This window comes from Veillonella sp. Ser01, from assembly GCF_053850375.1.
This window is the reverse complement of record NZ_JBSPUA010000001.1, coordinates 713,272-727,499: the sequence shown is the minus strand read 5'-3', so window position 1 is coordinate 727,499 and position 14,228 is coordinate 713,272. Positions and strand designations below refer to the sequence as shown.

Here is a 14,228-nt window from a genome sequence, read left to right as displayed (position 1 = left end):
ACAAGCCACTTTTCCCTTGATATAATCATGAATAGAAAATGAAAAATAAATGAGAACAACATGAAATTTATAAAGAGAACGATATCTGTAAGGGGTTATCGTAAGTAGAAGGGAAAGAATATGAATCGCGTGGTTGACTTACATGGTTGCATTTTGCCAGCTGTGTTAGGGCCTCAAGGGCCACAAACAATGGCAGAATCAGTAAAAATGATAAAATCCTTGGCTGAACAAGGAATCACAGATATTTTCAGTACACCTGATGTAATAGTATCTATGGATATGAATACTTGGGATGAAATGGAAACAACATTGAATGATGTAAAACTTGCAGTAGGGGAGCAACAAGTGGATGTTACTATTCACAGTGGTGCTCGCGTTTTACTTTGTGATGAAATGGTTGAATATATCGTTGCTCATCGCAATCAGTATTTGTTGGGTAATAGCCATTTTATGTTAGTAGCATTACCTGAAAATAGTAAGGTTCACCATATTAATGCATGGTTGCTAAGCTTACTAGATATGGACATTGTCCCTATCATTAGTGAAGTAGAAACGCATCGCCAATTATTTACAAAACCAGAACAGTTATTGGAATGGGTAGATAAAGGGATTTTAATTCAATGTAACATGGCATCCTTTAATCATAATAATCCTAATTATCATAGAGCGATCGAATTATATCGTAATGGATTAATTCATTTCTTTGGCACTGGTTATTGCAATGAAAGTGATGTACAAGCGCATCAAGGGTATGTAGAAGCTATTTCTAAATTAGACAGTACATACAAAAAAGATTTGTTGCCAAATATTCATCTCAATGAGCGGGATCTTTTAGCTGATCGCACATTCTATCCTACTGTTCCTTCTAGTTGGGTAGGTCAAAAATCTAACTTCTTGACTCGTCTATTTGGGTTTACATTATAATTTAAATAGGTTCTTTTATTCATGCTATATTAGCATGGCTAAAAGGACCTATTTTTACTTTATATAGTATTTGTTCTTGAAAACAACCACCATATATAGTATACTGAGTTAGCGGTAAAAATAGAGAGTTTACTAATAATTCTTTACATTTTTACATATAAATTTATAAAAGTATGGTATACCATACTTTTTTCTTTGTCATAACATATATTTCAGCGGTAACAAAATGGGGAGGTTGCCAATATGTTGCAGGTCATTAAACGGGATGGTACAAAGGTACCTTTCGACAAAAACAAAATTGCTTTGGCTATAGAAAAAGCCGAGCATAGTAGTACAGGGTTGTACGAAGAGGGGTTGGCACAGCGTATTGCTGATGAAATTGAAGAATATGCTACAAAGCTCCAAAAGGACATGACAATTTATGCTATTGAAGATCAAGTGTATTATAAGTTGATTGAGTATCATAATCCTGCAACGGCACGTGCCTATGAAGGTTACAAAGCTGTTCAAGCTTTTAAACGTCGTCAAAATACTACAGATGATGATGTAATTGGTTTATTAGACCGTAGTAATGTTAGCGTTCTTGACGAAAACTCTAATAAGGATGCTGCGATTGTATCTACACAACGTGATTTAATTGCCGGTGAAGTATCTAAGGATATTGCGCGCCGTAAATTAATTCCTACAGATATTTTAGAGGCTCATGATAGTGGTGCCATCCACTTCCATGATATGGATTACATTATCCAGCCTATGTTTAACTGTTGCTTAATCAATTTGGAAGATATGCTTACAAATGGTACAGTTATCAATGGTAAGAAGATTGATACACCTAAGTCTTTCCAGGTTGCATGTACAGTGACAACACAAATTATTGCTCAAGTTGCATCTGGGCAATATGGCGGTCAAAGTATTAATGGCATTGATCGCATTTTAGCACCATTTGTACGTAAGTCTTACGAAAAGATTCTTAACAATGTTATTGAAGAACAAGTTGAGATTTACGGTATGGAGCCAAATATGGAAAAGGCTCGTGAAATCGCATGGAAACGTACGCGTAAAGAGGTTAAGGATGGTATTCAAACTATTCAGTATCAAATCAATACATTGATGACTACAAATGGTCAGTCTCCATTTGTTACGTTGTTCATGTATTTTAAACCTGATTATGAATATGCTAAGGAAGCTGCTCTTATTACAGAAGAGATTTTGCGTCAACGTATTAAAGGTGTAAAAAACGAAGCTGATGTATATATTACACCGGCATTCCCTAAATTGATTTATGTTCTTGATGAACATAATGTAACGCCTGATAGTCCGTATTATTACTTGACTGAGCTCGCTGCACAATGCACAGCTAAACGCATGTACCCAGATTACATCTCCGCTAAGAAGATGAAGGAAAACTATGAAGGGAATGTATTTAGCCCAATGGGATGCCGCTCTTTCTTATCTCCTTGGAAGGATGAAAAGGGCCACTATAAATTTGATGGTCGCTTTAATATGGGTGTTGTAAGCTTAAACTTGCCACAAATTGGTATTTTGGCTCGTGGTAGTGAAGAAAAATATTTTGAAATTTTAGATAAACGTCTTGAATTAGCAGAAAAAGCATTGTTATTACGCTACAATCTTTTAAAAGATGTAGTGAGCGATGTGTCTCCAATTCACTGGCAACATGGTGCCATTGCACGCCTTAAAAAAGGAGAAAAAATCGGTCGTTTCCTTACTGGTGGTTATGCAACGATTTCTCTTGGCTATATCGGTATTTATGAAGCAACTCGATTGATTACAGGCGAATCCAATACAGGTGAAAAAGGCCGTGTATTTGCAATGAAAATTATGGATCGTTTAAACGATGCTATTAACCTATGGCATGATAAACATAATCTTGGCTTTGGTTTATACGGTACTCCTGCTGAAAGCTTAACAAATCGATTCTCTTCATTAGATCGTGCTCGCTTTGGTGTCATTGAAGATATTACTGATAAAGGCTATTACACTAATAGTTATCACGTAAATGTTCGCGAAGAGATTAATGTATTTGATAAATTTGCCTTTGAATCTGAGTTCCAAAAGAAATCTACAGGCGGCTGTATCTCCTATGCAGAAATTCCAAATATGACTAATAATATTCCAGCCGTTTTAACTATGATTCAATATATTTATGACCATATTTCTTATGCTGAATTTAATACCAAGTCTGACTACTGTCACGAATGTGGTTTTGATGGTGAAATTAAGGTCAATGAAAATAATGAGTGGGAATGTCCTCGTTGCCATAACACAAACCGTGATAAATTAACTGTTATTCGTCGTACTTGTGGTTATTTGGGTGAGAACTTCTGGAATGAAGGCCGTACGAAAGAAATTAAAGATCGTGTAATGCATATCTAATAATAGATAGCATCACTGTTTATTATAATAATTCTATACATGGTAAAAGCTGTGCCTAGGGCACAGCTTTTACTATACATGTGAAAAATTGAAATATATCTATATAGTGTTGATCATTTGATATGCACTACTATGGAGGTAATTATGAGATATGGGCAAATAAGACAATATGATATTGCCAATGGAGAAGGAATTCGTACATCTATCTTTGTGACTGGATGTACGCATTGTTGTTATAACTGCTTTAACGAAGAATACCAAGATTTTAATGCCGGTAAAGTATGGACACAAGCTGAAACAGATCTAGTTGTCTCTTATGTTAAGAATCCTAACTGCTCAGGTTTAACTTTATTGGGTGGAGAGCCGTTCCAAAATGTACAAGGTTTATTACCTGTAGTAAGAGCTGTACGAGGGGCTGTACCGGAAAAGAAAATTTGGGCCTATTCAGGGTATGAAATAGATGATATTTTAAAGGATGAGTTGCGAAGTGCTTTATTACAGGAAATTGATATCCTCGTAGATGGTCGATTTGTAGATGAACTTAAAGATCCAGCATTACGATTTAGAGGTTCATCTAATCAACGTATTATAGATGTTAAGAAAACATTAGAAACTGGTGAAGTTGTGTTAGCAATGGAGTAAGTATGGCATTTGATAAACGTTTAATAGGTCTCATAATTATTGTTGGATTTATAGCGGGATTAGTAGGGGCTTCTTATACACATTTAATGCATAGTATTCAGCATTTTGTATATCATTATTCTTCTGCAGATCATATGAGTTTTGGTGCTGCTGTAGCGCGAGTATCTCCAGTAGAACGATTGATACCACTTATTATTTGTGGTCTCATAGGTGGTGTGGGTTGGTTTCTTATTCACCGATATGGTAAAGGTGTTGTAGATATTAAAACTGCGGTTTCCGGTAAGATGGAGATGAATCCCATTACTACTGTTTTACATGCAACCTTACAAATTATTACGGTAGCTATAGGTTCACCTTTAGGGCGAGAAGTAGCCCCTCGTGAAGCAAGTGCGGGGATTACAACTTTTTTAGTTAAGCACTTTGACATAAAACAAGAAGATCGCCAATTATTGATTGCTTGTGCTGCAGGCGCGGGCTTAGCAGCAGTTTATAATTCACCATTATCGGCGGCAATCTTTACCTTAGAAACCTTGCTCCTTACTTGGAATATACGCGCCATGAGTGCTGCACTTATATGCTGTGGATTAGCAACTTTTGTAACTCGACAAGCTGGTGTAGGGGATGTCATTCAATATACAATGGCTCAACCTAGCTTGGGCAGTCACTATGTAGAATTCTCTATCGCCTTGGGCGCTATTGTTGCTTTAGGTGTAGTTTTATTTAATATTACGCAAGGCAAGTTACCTTCTATTCATCGTAGCAGTCCTGTTATGATCCCAATATCTATCGTTGCATTTACAATTATTGGTGCGTTAGCTATGTATTTCCCTGAAATTCTAGGGAATGGTAAGGCTGGGAACGAATTAACCTTTACTAATGATATTACATGGACTTATGCATTAGGATTATTTGGTTCTAAGTGGGTAGCGGTATTACTCGCATTAGCAGCTGGAGCTTATGGTGGGCGTATTACTCCATCTATGATGTTGGGAAGTACGTTGGCCATAGTATTTGGTACTTTTTGGTCTATTGCTGTAGCTCCTATATCATTAGGTATGGCTGCCTTTATCGGTGCTGTAGCATTTTTAGGACTAGCACAGAAGATGCCTATGACATCTTGCGTATTTATGCTTGAGTTGACTAGATTTTCCGTAGAGATGTTATTCCCTATAGCGTTGACCATGGGCACAGCACTTATGGTAGAACAAATTATTCAGGCCAAATTAAAAACGAGTAAATAGTTTTCGAACTAGAGTGTTTATCAATGTATCGTTTTGGATATTCTACTAACTTATAAGGCTATATTTAGTTATTTTGAAAGCTAAGTTCTGTTTGCAATAAAAAATAAAAGCGGATAGTTGTTTATCAACTATCCGTTTTTGTTATTTGTGTAACTTTGTATATACATTTATACGATTTTAGCGTTTTTATCGTATTCCTCGCCACCCGCATCAGGAAGCATACCGTATTCAATTGTCCATAAGTGTTTATATTTTAAAGCTTGATTGTGAATGCGTTCGACTTGTGTTTCGTCTGTGCGAACAACACGGGCTGGAATACCAACTACTAAGGAGTTTGGAGGGATTACAGTATTTTCTTTGACTACTGCACCAGCCGCGATAATGGAGCCAGATCCAACATGACAACCGCTTAACACAATAGCTCCCATACCTACTAAGACATTATCTTCGATTGTGCTTGCATGAACAATTGCACCGTGGCCGATTGTTACATAATCGCCTAAGATGCATGCTTTATCGTCGTCCACATGCAAAACAGAGTTATCTTGTACATTAGAATAACGACCTACTACAATTTTATTTACGTCACCACGAAGTGCACAGTTTTGCCAAATAGATGCATATTCTTTAAGCTCTACATCACCAGCAAGTTCAGCACCGGGCATGACGCAACTTTTAGGATCTAATTTTGGATATTTTCCATGAAATGGTAACATATAGTACTCCTGATTTATTAAACAATTTCAATAAGGCGTTGAGCCTTACGAATAGACATAATTGCTTCGTTCATTACAGTTTGAACAATTGTATGAGCTGGTTCAATAGCGACAAGACGATTCAAGGCTTGACCAACTTGTACCGCACCGTTTACAACATCGCCATCAATTGCGGCACGTTTATTAGTGCCTTGAGACATTTTTGTACGCTCTTCAGGTGTAGTAACACCATCAGTTTCTGCTGCTAAATAGCGAGTAGTAAATTCATTTTTTAAGCTGCGAACACCGCCGTGGCCAGAGAGAAGACCAGTTACAACAGAATCAGTATCGGTTGCTTTGATAATTGCTTCTTTCATATTTTGATGTGCTTGGCATTCTTCCGCTAGCAAGAAGCGAGAGCCCATTTGTACACCTTCGGCACCCATTAGTAATGCAGCAGCAAGACCGCGACCATCTACAATAGAACCAGCTACTACTACAGGAATAGAGATTTCTGGCAAAATATTCTCCATTAAGGACATTGTTGTTTGGCTGCCAATATGACCACCAGCTTCCATACCTTCTACGATCATCGCATCAGCACCTGCTTCTTCGATACGTTTAGCCAATTTAAGGGAAGGTACTACAGGGATAACCTTAATACCAGCTTCTTGGAGCGGTTTGATATATGGTACAGGATTACCAGCACCGAGTGTTACAAATGCAGGTTTTTCTTCGATAATAACATTTACTAACTCATCTTTATTAGGTGCCATTAACATAAGGTTAACACCAAAAGGTTTATCTGTTAATTCTTTACATGCACGAATTTCATTACGAGTCCATTCAGCATCGCGGCCACCAAGGGCGATAACACCTGTTGCACCTGCATTAGCAACGGCAGCAACTAATTTGTGTTCAGATACCCAAGCCATAGCACCTTGGATAATAGGGTATTCAATTTGTAAAAGTTCCGTTAAAGCTGTTCTCATAAATCCTCCTGTGATAACAAAATAAATGATGATTTCTCTAATCAATAGTTCATAGTAAGATAGTAAAATTCTTATTATACGTATATCGCATAGAGAAGTAAGTGTTCATAAGTACATACTTATATAATAAGTTAATAGTTTATTTGTTTTGAAATATAATATAACTATATTCTCTTATATATAATAGTATAATATAAAAATTATGTACACCTTAGGTAAATATTTTCGTTAATACTACAAAAACTGTTGGTAGAATAAACTCTATTATTTATATTGATAGAGGAATAGTGATGAAGAAAATTTTGGGGGAATTGAGTCTAAAAGCGTCTAAATGATAATAGATTTCAAATTAATGTGTAGCACAAATCCGCATATTATATATGCTTTTTAAATATTAGGAAAAATGAGAAATTAAGAAAATGAGTATTGAAAAGTTTCGATATCTTTGGTATACTACATTACAGATAGAGTATCTGAATTATAAAAGATAAACATTAAACAATAATTTTCAAGTGAAGGAGGAAATACACATGGAAAAATACGTATGCGTAGTATGTGGTTGGGTTTATGATGAAGCTGTTGAAGGCGTAAAATTCGAAGATCAACCAGCTGATTATGTTTGCCCAATTTGCGGTGTTGGTAAAGACCAATTCGAAAAAATGTAATTGACTTACCAAAAAGACTATCTTGAGTCCGCTTAAGATAGTCTTTTTTATTTGACAAAGCACTATGTCATGTTTATAATATTATGAGTCGAGGTAAGATTATGAAACTGCAAGTAGAGCAAGCAAAAGAACATATAGGAAAGAAATTTCCTTATAGCTATACGATACCATCCTCTGAGCTTGGTGACGTAACTGCTTTTCCTTGGAGCCGTCATGATATAACCATTAATGGTGAGTTTTGGTTTGATGGTCAAAATTACATCGTTCAAGGTTCGATAGAGTCTAAAGGCGATTACGAATGTTCTCGTTGTTTAACTACAACAGAGCAAGATCGTAAGGATTCCTTTGAGGAAATCTTTAGTGACTCTAGAGAGGCTACTGATGATGTGATTCCTTTCGATGGAGAGGAAATTGACTTAACCGAACTAATTAGGGATACATTAATCATCAATGAGCCCTCTCAAGTGTTATGTCAGGATGATTGCAAAGGATTGTGCGTTCATTGCGGAGCAAATTTAAATGTTTCACCTTGTTCTTGTGAATCCTTTGTGGTGGATCCTCGATTTGCAGAGTTACGTGCTTTGCTTGATGAGAAAGATGATAGATTGTCCTAATGATTGTACTAAGGAGGTGCAGATAATGGCAGTACCTAAGCGTAGATTGTCTAAATGCCGTCGCGATCGCCGTCGTGCTAATTGGAAATTGGAAGCTCCTGGTTATGTAGCATGCCCACAATGCCACGAACCTAAGATGCCTCATCGTGTTTGCCCTACATGTGGTCACTATAAAGGTGAGCAAGTAGTAGCTAATGCTTAATATGTGAGCTAAAAAAAGACGCCTACTGTAGTAGGCGTCTTTTTTGTATACTTTTAGTAATATATAACTTAATATACTTGATATGCATTAGTCAGTGCCATTATTTTATAGTAATATAAAACTGTAGAATAATGGCATTTTTTATACTTTTATAAACAAAAAGATACTTAAATATAAAATAATAACTATATTTGGTATATATGTGCAAAATCTGTTACTATATGTATGAAAAGCCTTGCCAACAAGGGAATTATTGTATATACTTAGGATGTAATATTAATACTAGGTCATAAAAGGTGGTCCCATGAGTCGGTTAAAGAAGCAAGAGCGCCAAAAGCAGTTACAAGAAAAACTGAATATTACGCCATTTCTTACTGATGAAGAATTGGCTACACACTTTAATGTAAGTGTGCCAACGATTCGTCTGGATCGTCTAGAGTTGGGCATTCCTGAATTGCGTGAACGCATACGCGTCATGGCTACATGTCAATCACAAGAAGCGGTAGAACATGTACCGTACGAAGTGGTTGGTGAATTGATCGATGTTACGGAAGGACAACAAGCATTATCAATGCTACGTACTACTTCTGACATGGAAGATCGATTTGGACATGTAGAGCCACAGTATTTATATGCTCAAGCAAATTCCCTCGCAAAGGTAGTCATGGGGACTACTGTTTGTTCTGCGGAGGTTGGAAATATAAAATATAAAAACCCAGTTGGAGCTGGTACTAATCTGGTGGCAAAAGCAGAAATTGTGCGTCGCCGTGGTAATAAGTTCTTTATTTGGGTCATTATAAGAGATAAAATAAAAGAAGTATTTCGCGCAAAATTTATTATGGAATCCGTAGAGAATAGGGTGTAGATTATGAAAATTGCAATAGACGCCATGGGTGGCGACTTTGCTCCATTGGAGACTGTACTAGGATCCATTGAAGCCGTACGAGCAAATGAACACATTGAAGTGGTGCTCGTCGGCGATGAGCAGCAAATTTTTAATATATTAGAAGCTAGGAATGAAGCTAAGAATCCACGCATTTCTGTACACCATGCCAGTCAAGTTATCGGTATGGATGAGCATCCAGGACAAGCATTGCGTAAGAAAAAGGACGCATCCATTGTGGTAGCAACATCTTTAGTTCGTGATAATGATTGCGATGCCGTGATTGCTCCTGGTAGCACAGGTGCAGCTGTAGCAGCTGCATTGTTTGGTCTCGGTCGTATTAAGGGGGTTGATCGTCCGGTTATTGCAACTCCGATGCCAACAGTTAGTGGTATTACTGTTATGTTAGATTCTGGTGCTAACTCAAATAGTAAACCAAAACATCTTGTACAAGGTGCATTGATGGGTTCTGAATATGCAAAACTTTTATTAGGTAAAGAAGAACCTACAGTAGGGTTATTAAATATTGGCGAAGAAGCCACTAAGGGGAACGATGTCGTTCTAGCCACATATCCAATTTTGGAACGTATGAAAACTATTAACTTCAAAGGTAATATTGAAGGCCGTGATATTCCAAAAGGGGTCGTAGATGTTGTTGTTTGCGATGGTTTTGTCGGTAATGTGGTACTTAAATTCGCAGAAGGCTTGGTAACAGGTCTTACACAATTAGTAAAGGATAGCATTATGGCAGGTAGTATTTTTGCCAAAATTGGTGCTATGCTTGTAAAGCCAGCTTTAAAAAAGATGGCAAAACGCTTAGATCACACGGAAAATGGTGGTGCTCCACTCTTAGGGGTTAATGGAGTGTTTATGATTGCTCATGGTAGCTCCAAAGCTAAAGAGATTAAAACTGCTATTGAAATTGCTAGTGATTTAGTAGAACGTAAAATTATTCAACACATAAGAGAAACAATGGATATTGAAGGAGCCTTGAAGTATGACTATGATGAGTAAACCGGTTGGAATCATTGGTACTGGGAGCTTCCTTCCTGACAATGTAGTAACAAACTTTGATCTAGAAAAAATGGTTGATACCAATGACCAATGGATTAGAGAACGTACTGGTATTGAGGAACGACGCATTGCACCGGAAGGTATGAATACATCCTATATGGCGACTGAGGCAGCAAAAAAAGCTATGCAAATGGCTAAGGTTAGTGCCGAAGATATAGACGTGATTATTTTTGCTACCTTAACACCGGATATGATTATTCCTTCAGCCGCTTGTGTATTACAAGCAAATTTAGGCGCTAAGAATGCAGCGGCCTATGATTTACAAGCTGCATGCTCTGGCTTTGTATATGGATTGATTACTGCAGCTAGCTATATTAGCTCCGGTTTATACAAAAAGGTGCTCGTTGTGGGCGCTGAAATTCTTTCCCGTCGAGTAAATTGGAACGATCGTAGTACAAGTATCCTCTTTGGTGATGGCGCTGGTGCCGCAGTAGTATCTGAAGTCCCTGAAGGTTATGGCATTAAAGGTGTTGATATGGGTGCCGACGGTACTGGTGGTCCATCTCTTTGTATTCCTGCAGGTGGTACAGCCGTAGTTGCCAATGACCAACGCATTGAAGAAGGTTTAACATTCATTCATATGGATGGTTCTGAAGTATATAAATTTGCTGTTAAAACGATGGGGCGTACTGTTTTAAAATCTTTAGAACGAGCTGGAATGGAACTTAATGAGTTGGATTTCTTTATTCCACATCAAGCAAATATTCGTATTATTGATTCGGCTGCAAAACGCTTACATATGCCGATGGAAAAAGTATTTGTTAATTTACATAAGTATGGTAATACATCTGCCGCGTCTGTAGCGATAGCTTTGGACGAAGCTAATCGTGAAGGGCGTTTCAAACGCGGCGATAATGTTGCGTTTGCAGGATTTGGTGCAGGCCTTACATGGGCTAGCCTTGTCTTGAAATGGTATTAAGGAGGACACATCAAGATGATTAAGACTGACATTTGTGATTTATTGCAGATTGAGTACCCAATCTTACAAGGTGGTATGGCTTGGCTCGGTACTGCAGAATTAGCGGCAGCTGTTTCCGAAGCTGGTGGTCTTGGTATCATTGGGGCTGGTCATATGCCTCCTGATATTTTCCGTAATGAAATTCACAAATTAAAAGAGCGCACAAACAAACCATTTGGTTGTAATATTATGCTCATGTCTCCATTTGTTAAAGAAGTTATGGAAGTAGTTGTGGAAGAACGCGTTCCTGTCATTACAACAGGTGCTGGTAATCCTGGCGTGTATATTCCAGCTTTAAAAGAAATCGGTACTAAAGTAATTCCTGTAGTTGCTTCCGTATTACTTGCAAAACGCTTGTTGCGCGGTGGTATTGATGCAATTATCGCAGAAGGTACAGAATCTGGTGGTCACGTAGGCGATATTACTACTATGGCATTGATTCCACAAGTAGTAGATGCTGTAGATGTTCCAGTTATCGCAGCTGGTGGTATTGCTGATGGCCGTGGTATGGCTGCAGCCTTTGCATTAGGTGCTCAAGCAGTACAAATGGGTACGCGATTCGTATTATCCGAAGAATGTATTGCTCATGAAAACTATAAAAATGCAGTATTGAAAGCAAAAGATCGTGCTACAGTAATGACTGGCTTAACAACAGGTCACCCTGTACGTATCATTGATAATGCATTAGCTCATAAATATAAATCCCTTGAATTTAGCGGTGGTTCCAAAGAAGATTTAGAAAACTTAGGTGCAGGCACACTTCGTAAAGCTGCTATTGAAGGTGATGTAAAAGAAGGCTCTGTAATGATTGGTCAAATCTCTGGCATGTTAACAGATGTTAAACCATGTGCAACTATTATCAAAGATATCATGGCTGAAACTGAAACTGTAATTAAAAAACTTCAAGGTCTTGGTAAATAAGGAGGCCCTTATGAAAACGGCATTTGTTTTTCCTGGTCAAGGTTCCCAAAAAGTAGGCATGTTACAAGATTTGTACAATGCATATCCTATTGTAAAACAACGTTTTGAAGAAGCTGACGAAGCGCTTGGTTATTCTATTTCCAAATTGTGCTTTGAAGGCCCTGATACTGAACTTGTTAAAACTGCTAATACACAACCGGCTATCTTAACTGCATCTGTAGCTTGCTATGAAGTTCTTAAAGAACAAGGCTTTACACCTGATATCGTAGGTGGTCATAGTCTTGGTGAATACAGTGCTCTTGTAGCAGCAGGTGTATTGAATTTTAAAGATGCTGTGTATGTTGTTCATAAACGCGGTGAATATATGCAAGAAGCTGTGCCATTGGGCAAAGGTGCTATGGCAGCAATTCTAGCTTTACCTCGTGAACAAGTTGTAGAAATTTGTAAAGAGGTTAACGATTCTGTTGGTTCTGTGCAAGCAGTTAACTTCAACTGCCCAGGTCAAATTGTTATTGCTGGTGAAACAGCAGCGGTAGAAACTGCAGCAGAAAAGATGAAAGAAGCCGGTGCAAAACGTGCTGTTATGCTTCCTGTAAGTGCTCCATTCCACAGCCGTTTGATGGAACCTGCAGCTCTACGTTTAAAAGAAGAGTTGGATAAAATCCAAGTGAGCGATGCTCAAATTCCTGTAGTAGCAAATGTGACAGGTAAAATTTTGACTAATGCAAACGATATTAAAGAATCCTTAGTTACACAAGCTGCAAATCCTGTATTGTGGGAAGATTGCGTAGCTGAAATGGTTAACTTTGGTGTAACTCGATTCGTTGAAGTAGGTCCTGGTAAAGTACTTACTGGCTTTACTAAAAAGATTAATAAAGATATGGAATTAGCCAATGTTGAAGACATTGCATCCTTAGAGAAAACGCTTGAATTTTTGAAAGGGGTTCGATAAAATGCATTTAGAGGGTAAAGTAGCCATTGTAACTGGCGCATCCCGTGGCATTGGTCGCGCTGTAGCTATCAATTTAGCACAATCTGGTGCTGATGTGGTAGTTAACTATAGCGGTAGCGAAGGTGCAGCTCAAGAAACTGTTGAAGCTGTGCAAGCTTTAGGCCGTAAAGCCATTAAAATTAAAGCTAATGTAGCTAATGCTGATGAAGTTGCAGCTATGGTGGAAGAAGCTCATAAAGAGTTTGGTCACATTGATATTCTCGTAAATAATGCGGGAATTACGCGCGATGGTTTATTGATGCGTATGAAAGACGAAGATTTTGATGCTGTTATAGATATCAACCTTAAAGGTGTATATTTAGTAACTAAAGCAGTATCTAAAATCATGATGAAACAACGTTCTGGTCATATTATCAATATGACATCTGTTGTAGGCGTTATGGGTAATGCGGGTCAAACTAACTATGCAGCATCTAAAGCTGGTGTAATTGGTTTTACTAAATCCTGTGCTAAAGAATTAGCAAGTCGTGGCATTACTGTTAATGCTATTGCACCAGGATTTATCAATACTGATATGACTGATGTATTACCAGAAAAAGTTAAAGAAGCTATGGTTGCAGAAATTCCATTGGGCCGTATGGCTAATGCTGAAGAAGTAGCGACAGTAGCAACATTCCTTGCTAGCGATTTTGCTAACTATATTACAGGCCAAGTCATCAATGTAGATGGCGGTATGGTGATGTAGTTTCAAAATTAGACTATATATAAATACACTTTGAAAGGAGGTGAACCACCAATGAACACTTTCGATAAAGTAAAAGCAATCGTTGTGGAACAATTAGGCGTTGATGAAGCTGAAGTTACCATTGATTCTACATTCATCGACGACTTAGGCGCTGACTCCTTAGATATCGTTGAATTGATCATGGCATTCGAAGAAGAATTCAATGTTGAAATCCCTGACGATGTTGCAGAAAAAATCAAAACCGTTAAGGATACAGTAGAATATATTGATTCTGCTAAATAAGCTGTAAAGCTGACAATTCAGCCGTACGGGAGGCCGAGTGGCCT

16 protein-coding genes are annotated in these 14,228 nt (G+C 37.8%); 14 read left to right on the top strand and 2 right to left on the bottom strand.

Going from position 1 to position 14,228, the window contains the following annotated elements; genetic code table 11:
* Positions 1 to 120: 120 nt before the first annotated feature.
* From ACWTVK_RS03455 to ACWTVK_RS03440, 4 genes are all read left to right on the top strand, one after another.
* On the top strand, positions 121 to 924 hold the full coding sequence (locus ACWTVK_RS03455; protein WP_303940641.1) for a CpsB/CapC family capsule biosynthesis tyrosine phosphatase: 804 nt from the start codon (positions 121 to 123) through the stop codon (positions 922 to 924).
* A 243-nt stretch (positions 925 to 1,167) separates the two neighbouring features.
* Positions 1,168 to 3,318, top strand: a complete 2,151-nt coding sequence (gene nrdD / locus ACWTVK_RS03450) for an anaerobic ribonucleoside-triphosphate reductase (RefSeq protein WP_155086936.1) — start codon at positions 1,168 to 1,170, stop codon at positions 3,316 to 3,318.
* 144 nt (positions 3,319 to 3,462) lie between these two features.
* Entirely contained in the window at positions 3,463 to 3,960 is a 498-nt protein-coding gene (nrdG, locus tag ACWTVK_RS03445; protein WP_456045936.1) for an anaerobic ribonucleoside-triphosphate reductase activating protein, read from the top strand.
* A 2-nt stretch (positions 3,961 to 3,962) separates the two neighbouring features.
* Positions 3,963 to 5,201, top strand: a complete 1,239-nt coding sequence (locus ACWTVK_RS03440) for a chloride channel protein (protein ID WP_456045935.1) — start codon at positions 3,963 to 3,965, stop codon at positions 5,199 to 5,201.
* Between the two features lie 167 nt (positions 5,202 to 5,368).
* On the opposite strand, the gene ACWTVK_RS03435 is transcribed toward ACWTVK_RS03440, so the two are convergent.
* Together ACWTVK_RS03435 and ACWTVK_RS03430 are read right to left on the bottom strand one after the other, a co-directional pair.
* The gene (locus tag ACWTVK_RS03435; protein WP_119207239.1) at positions 5,369 to 5,917 is read right to left on the bottom strand and encodes a gamma carbonic anhydrase family protein; all 549 of its coding nucleotides are present in this window, start codon (positions 5,915 to 5,917) and stop codon (positions 5,369 to 5,371) included.
* A gap of 17 nt (positions 5,918 to 5,934) precedes the next feature.
* Positions 5,935 to 6,888: a nitronate monooxygenase gene (locus ACWTVK_RS03430; protein ID WP_129822907.1), complete on the bottom strand. Its 954-nt coding sequence runs from the start codon at positions 6,886 to 6,888 to the stop codon at positions 5,935 to 5,937.
* 530 nt (positions 6,889 to 7,418) lie between these two features.
* Between ACWTVK_RS03430 and ACWTVK_RS03425 the strand changes: the two genes are divergently transcribed.
* The 10 genes from ACWTVK_RS03425 (at position 7,419) to ACWTVK_RS03380 (ending at position 14,184) form a co-directional block, all read left to right on the top strand.
* Entirely contained in the window at positions 7,419 to 7,553 is a 135-nt protein-coding gene (locus ACWTVK_RS03425; RefSeq protein WP_004693422.1) for a rubredoxin, read from the top strand.
* A 101-nt stretch (positions 7,554 to 7,654) separates the two neighbouring features.
* On the top strand, positions 7,655 to 8,167 hold the full coding sequence (locus ACWTVK_RS03420) for a YceD family protein (RefSeq protein ID WP_156719552.1): 513 nt from the start codon (positions 7,655 to 7,657) through the stop codon (positions 8,165 to 8,167).
* 25 nt (positions 8,168 to 8,192) lie between these two features.
* Positions 8,193 to 8,369 (top strand): 50S ribosomal protein L32, encoded by a 177-nt coding sequence (rpmF, locus tag ACWTVK_RS03415; protein ID WP_004693428.1) that lies wholly within the window; start codon positions 8,193 to 8,195, stop codon positions 8,367 to 8,369.
* Positions 8,370 to 8,673: 304 nt separating this feature from the next.
* A complete protein-coding gene (gene fapR / locus ACWTVK_RS03410) occupies positions 8,674 to 9,234 on the top strand; it encodes a transcription factor FapR (RefSeq protein WP_456045934.1) in 561 nt (186 codons plus the stop codon).
* Between the two features lie 3 nt (positions 9,235 to 9,237).
* Entirely contained in the window at positions 9,238 to 10,266 is a 1,029-nt protein-coding gene (plsX, locus tag ACWTVK_RS03405) for a phosphate acyltransferase PlsX (protein ID WP_456045933.1), read from the top strand.
* Entirely contained in the window at positions 10,250 to 11,245 is a 996-nt protein-coding gene (locus ACWTVK_RS03400) for a beta-ketoacyl-ACP synthase III (RefSeq protein WP_060924752.1), read from the top strand. Before plsX ends, ACWTVK_RS03400 begins: the two co-directional genes overlap by 17 nt.
* A gap of 15 nt (positions 11,246 to 11,260) precedes the next feature.
* Positions 11,261 to 12,205, top strand: coding sequence for an enoyl-[acyl-carrier-protein] reductase FabK (fabK, locus tag ACWTVK_RS03395; RefSeq protein WP_105094461.1), 945 nt, complete (start codon positions 11,261 to 11,263; stop codon positions 12,203 to 12,205).
* 10 nt (positions 12,206 to 12,215) lie between these two features.
* A complete protein-coding gene (gene fabD, locus ACWTVK_RS03390) occupies positions 12,216 to 13,157 on the top strand; it encodes an ACP S-malonyltransferase (protein WP_039969254.1) in 942 nt (313 codons plus the stop codon).
* 1 nt (position 13,158) lies between these two features.
* Positions 13,159 to 13,902, top strand: a complete 744-nt coding sequence (fabG, locus tag ACWTVK_RS03385) for a 3-oxoacyl-[acyl-carrier-protein] reductase (RefSeq protein WP_105085447.1) — start codon at positions 13,159 to 13,161, stop codon at positions 13,900 to 13,902.
* Between the two features lie 51 nt (positions 13,903 to 13,953).
* Positions 13,954 to 14,184, top strand: a complete 231-nt coding sequence (locus ACWTVK_RS03380) for an acyl carrier protein (protein ID WP_004693441.1) — start codon at positions 13,954 to 13,956, stop codon at positions 14,182 to 14,184.
* The last annotated feature ends 44 nt before the right edge of the window (positions 14,185 to 14,228 follow it).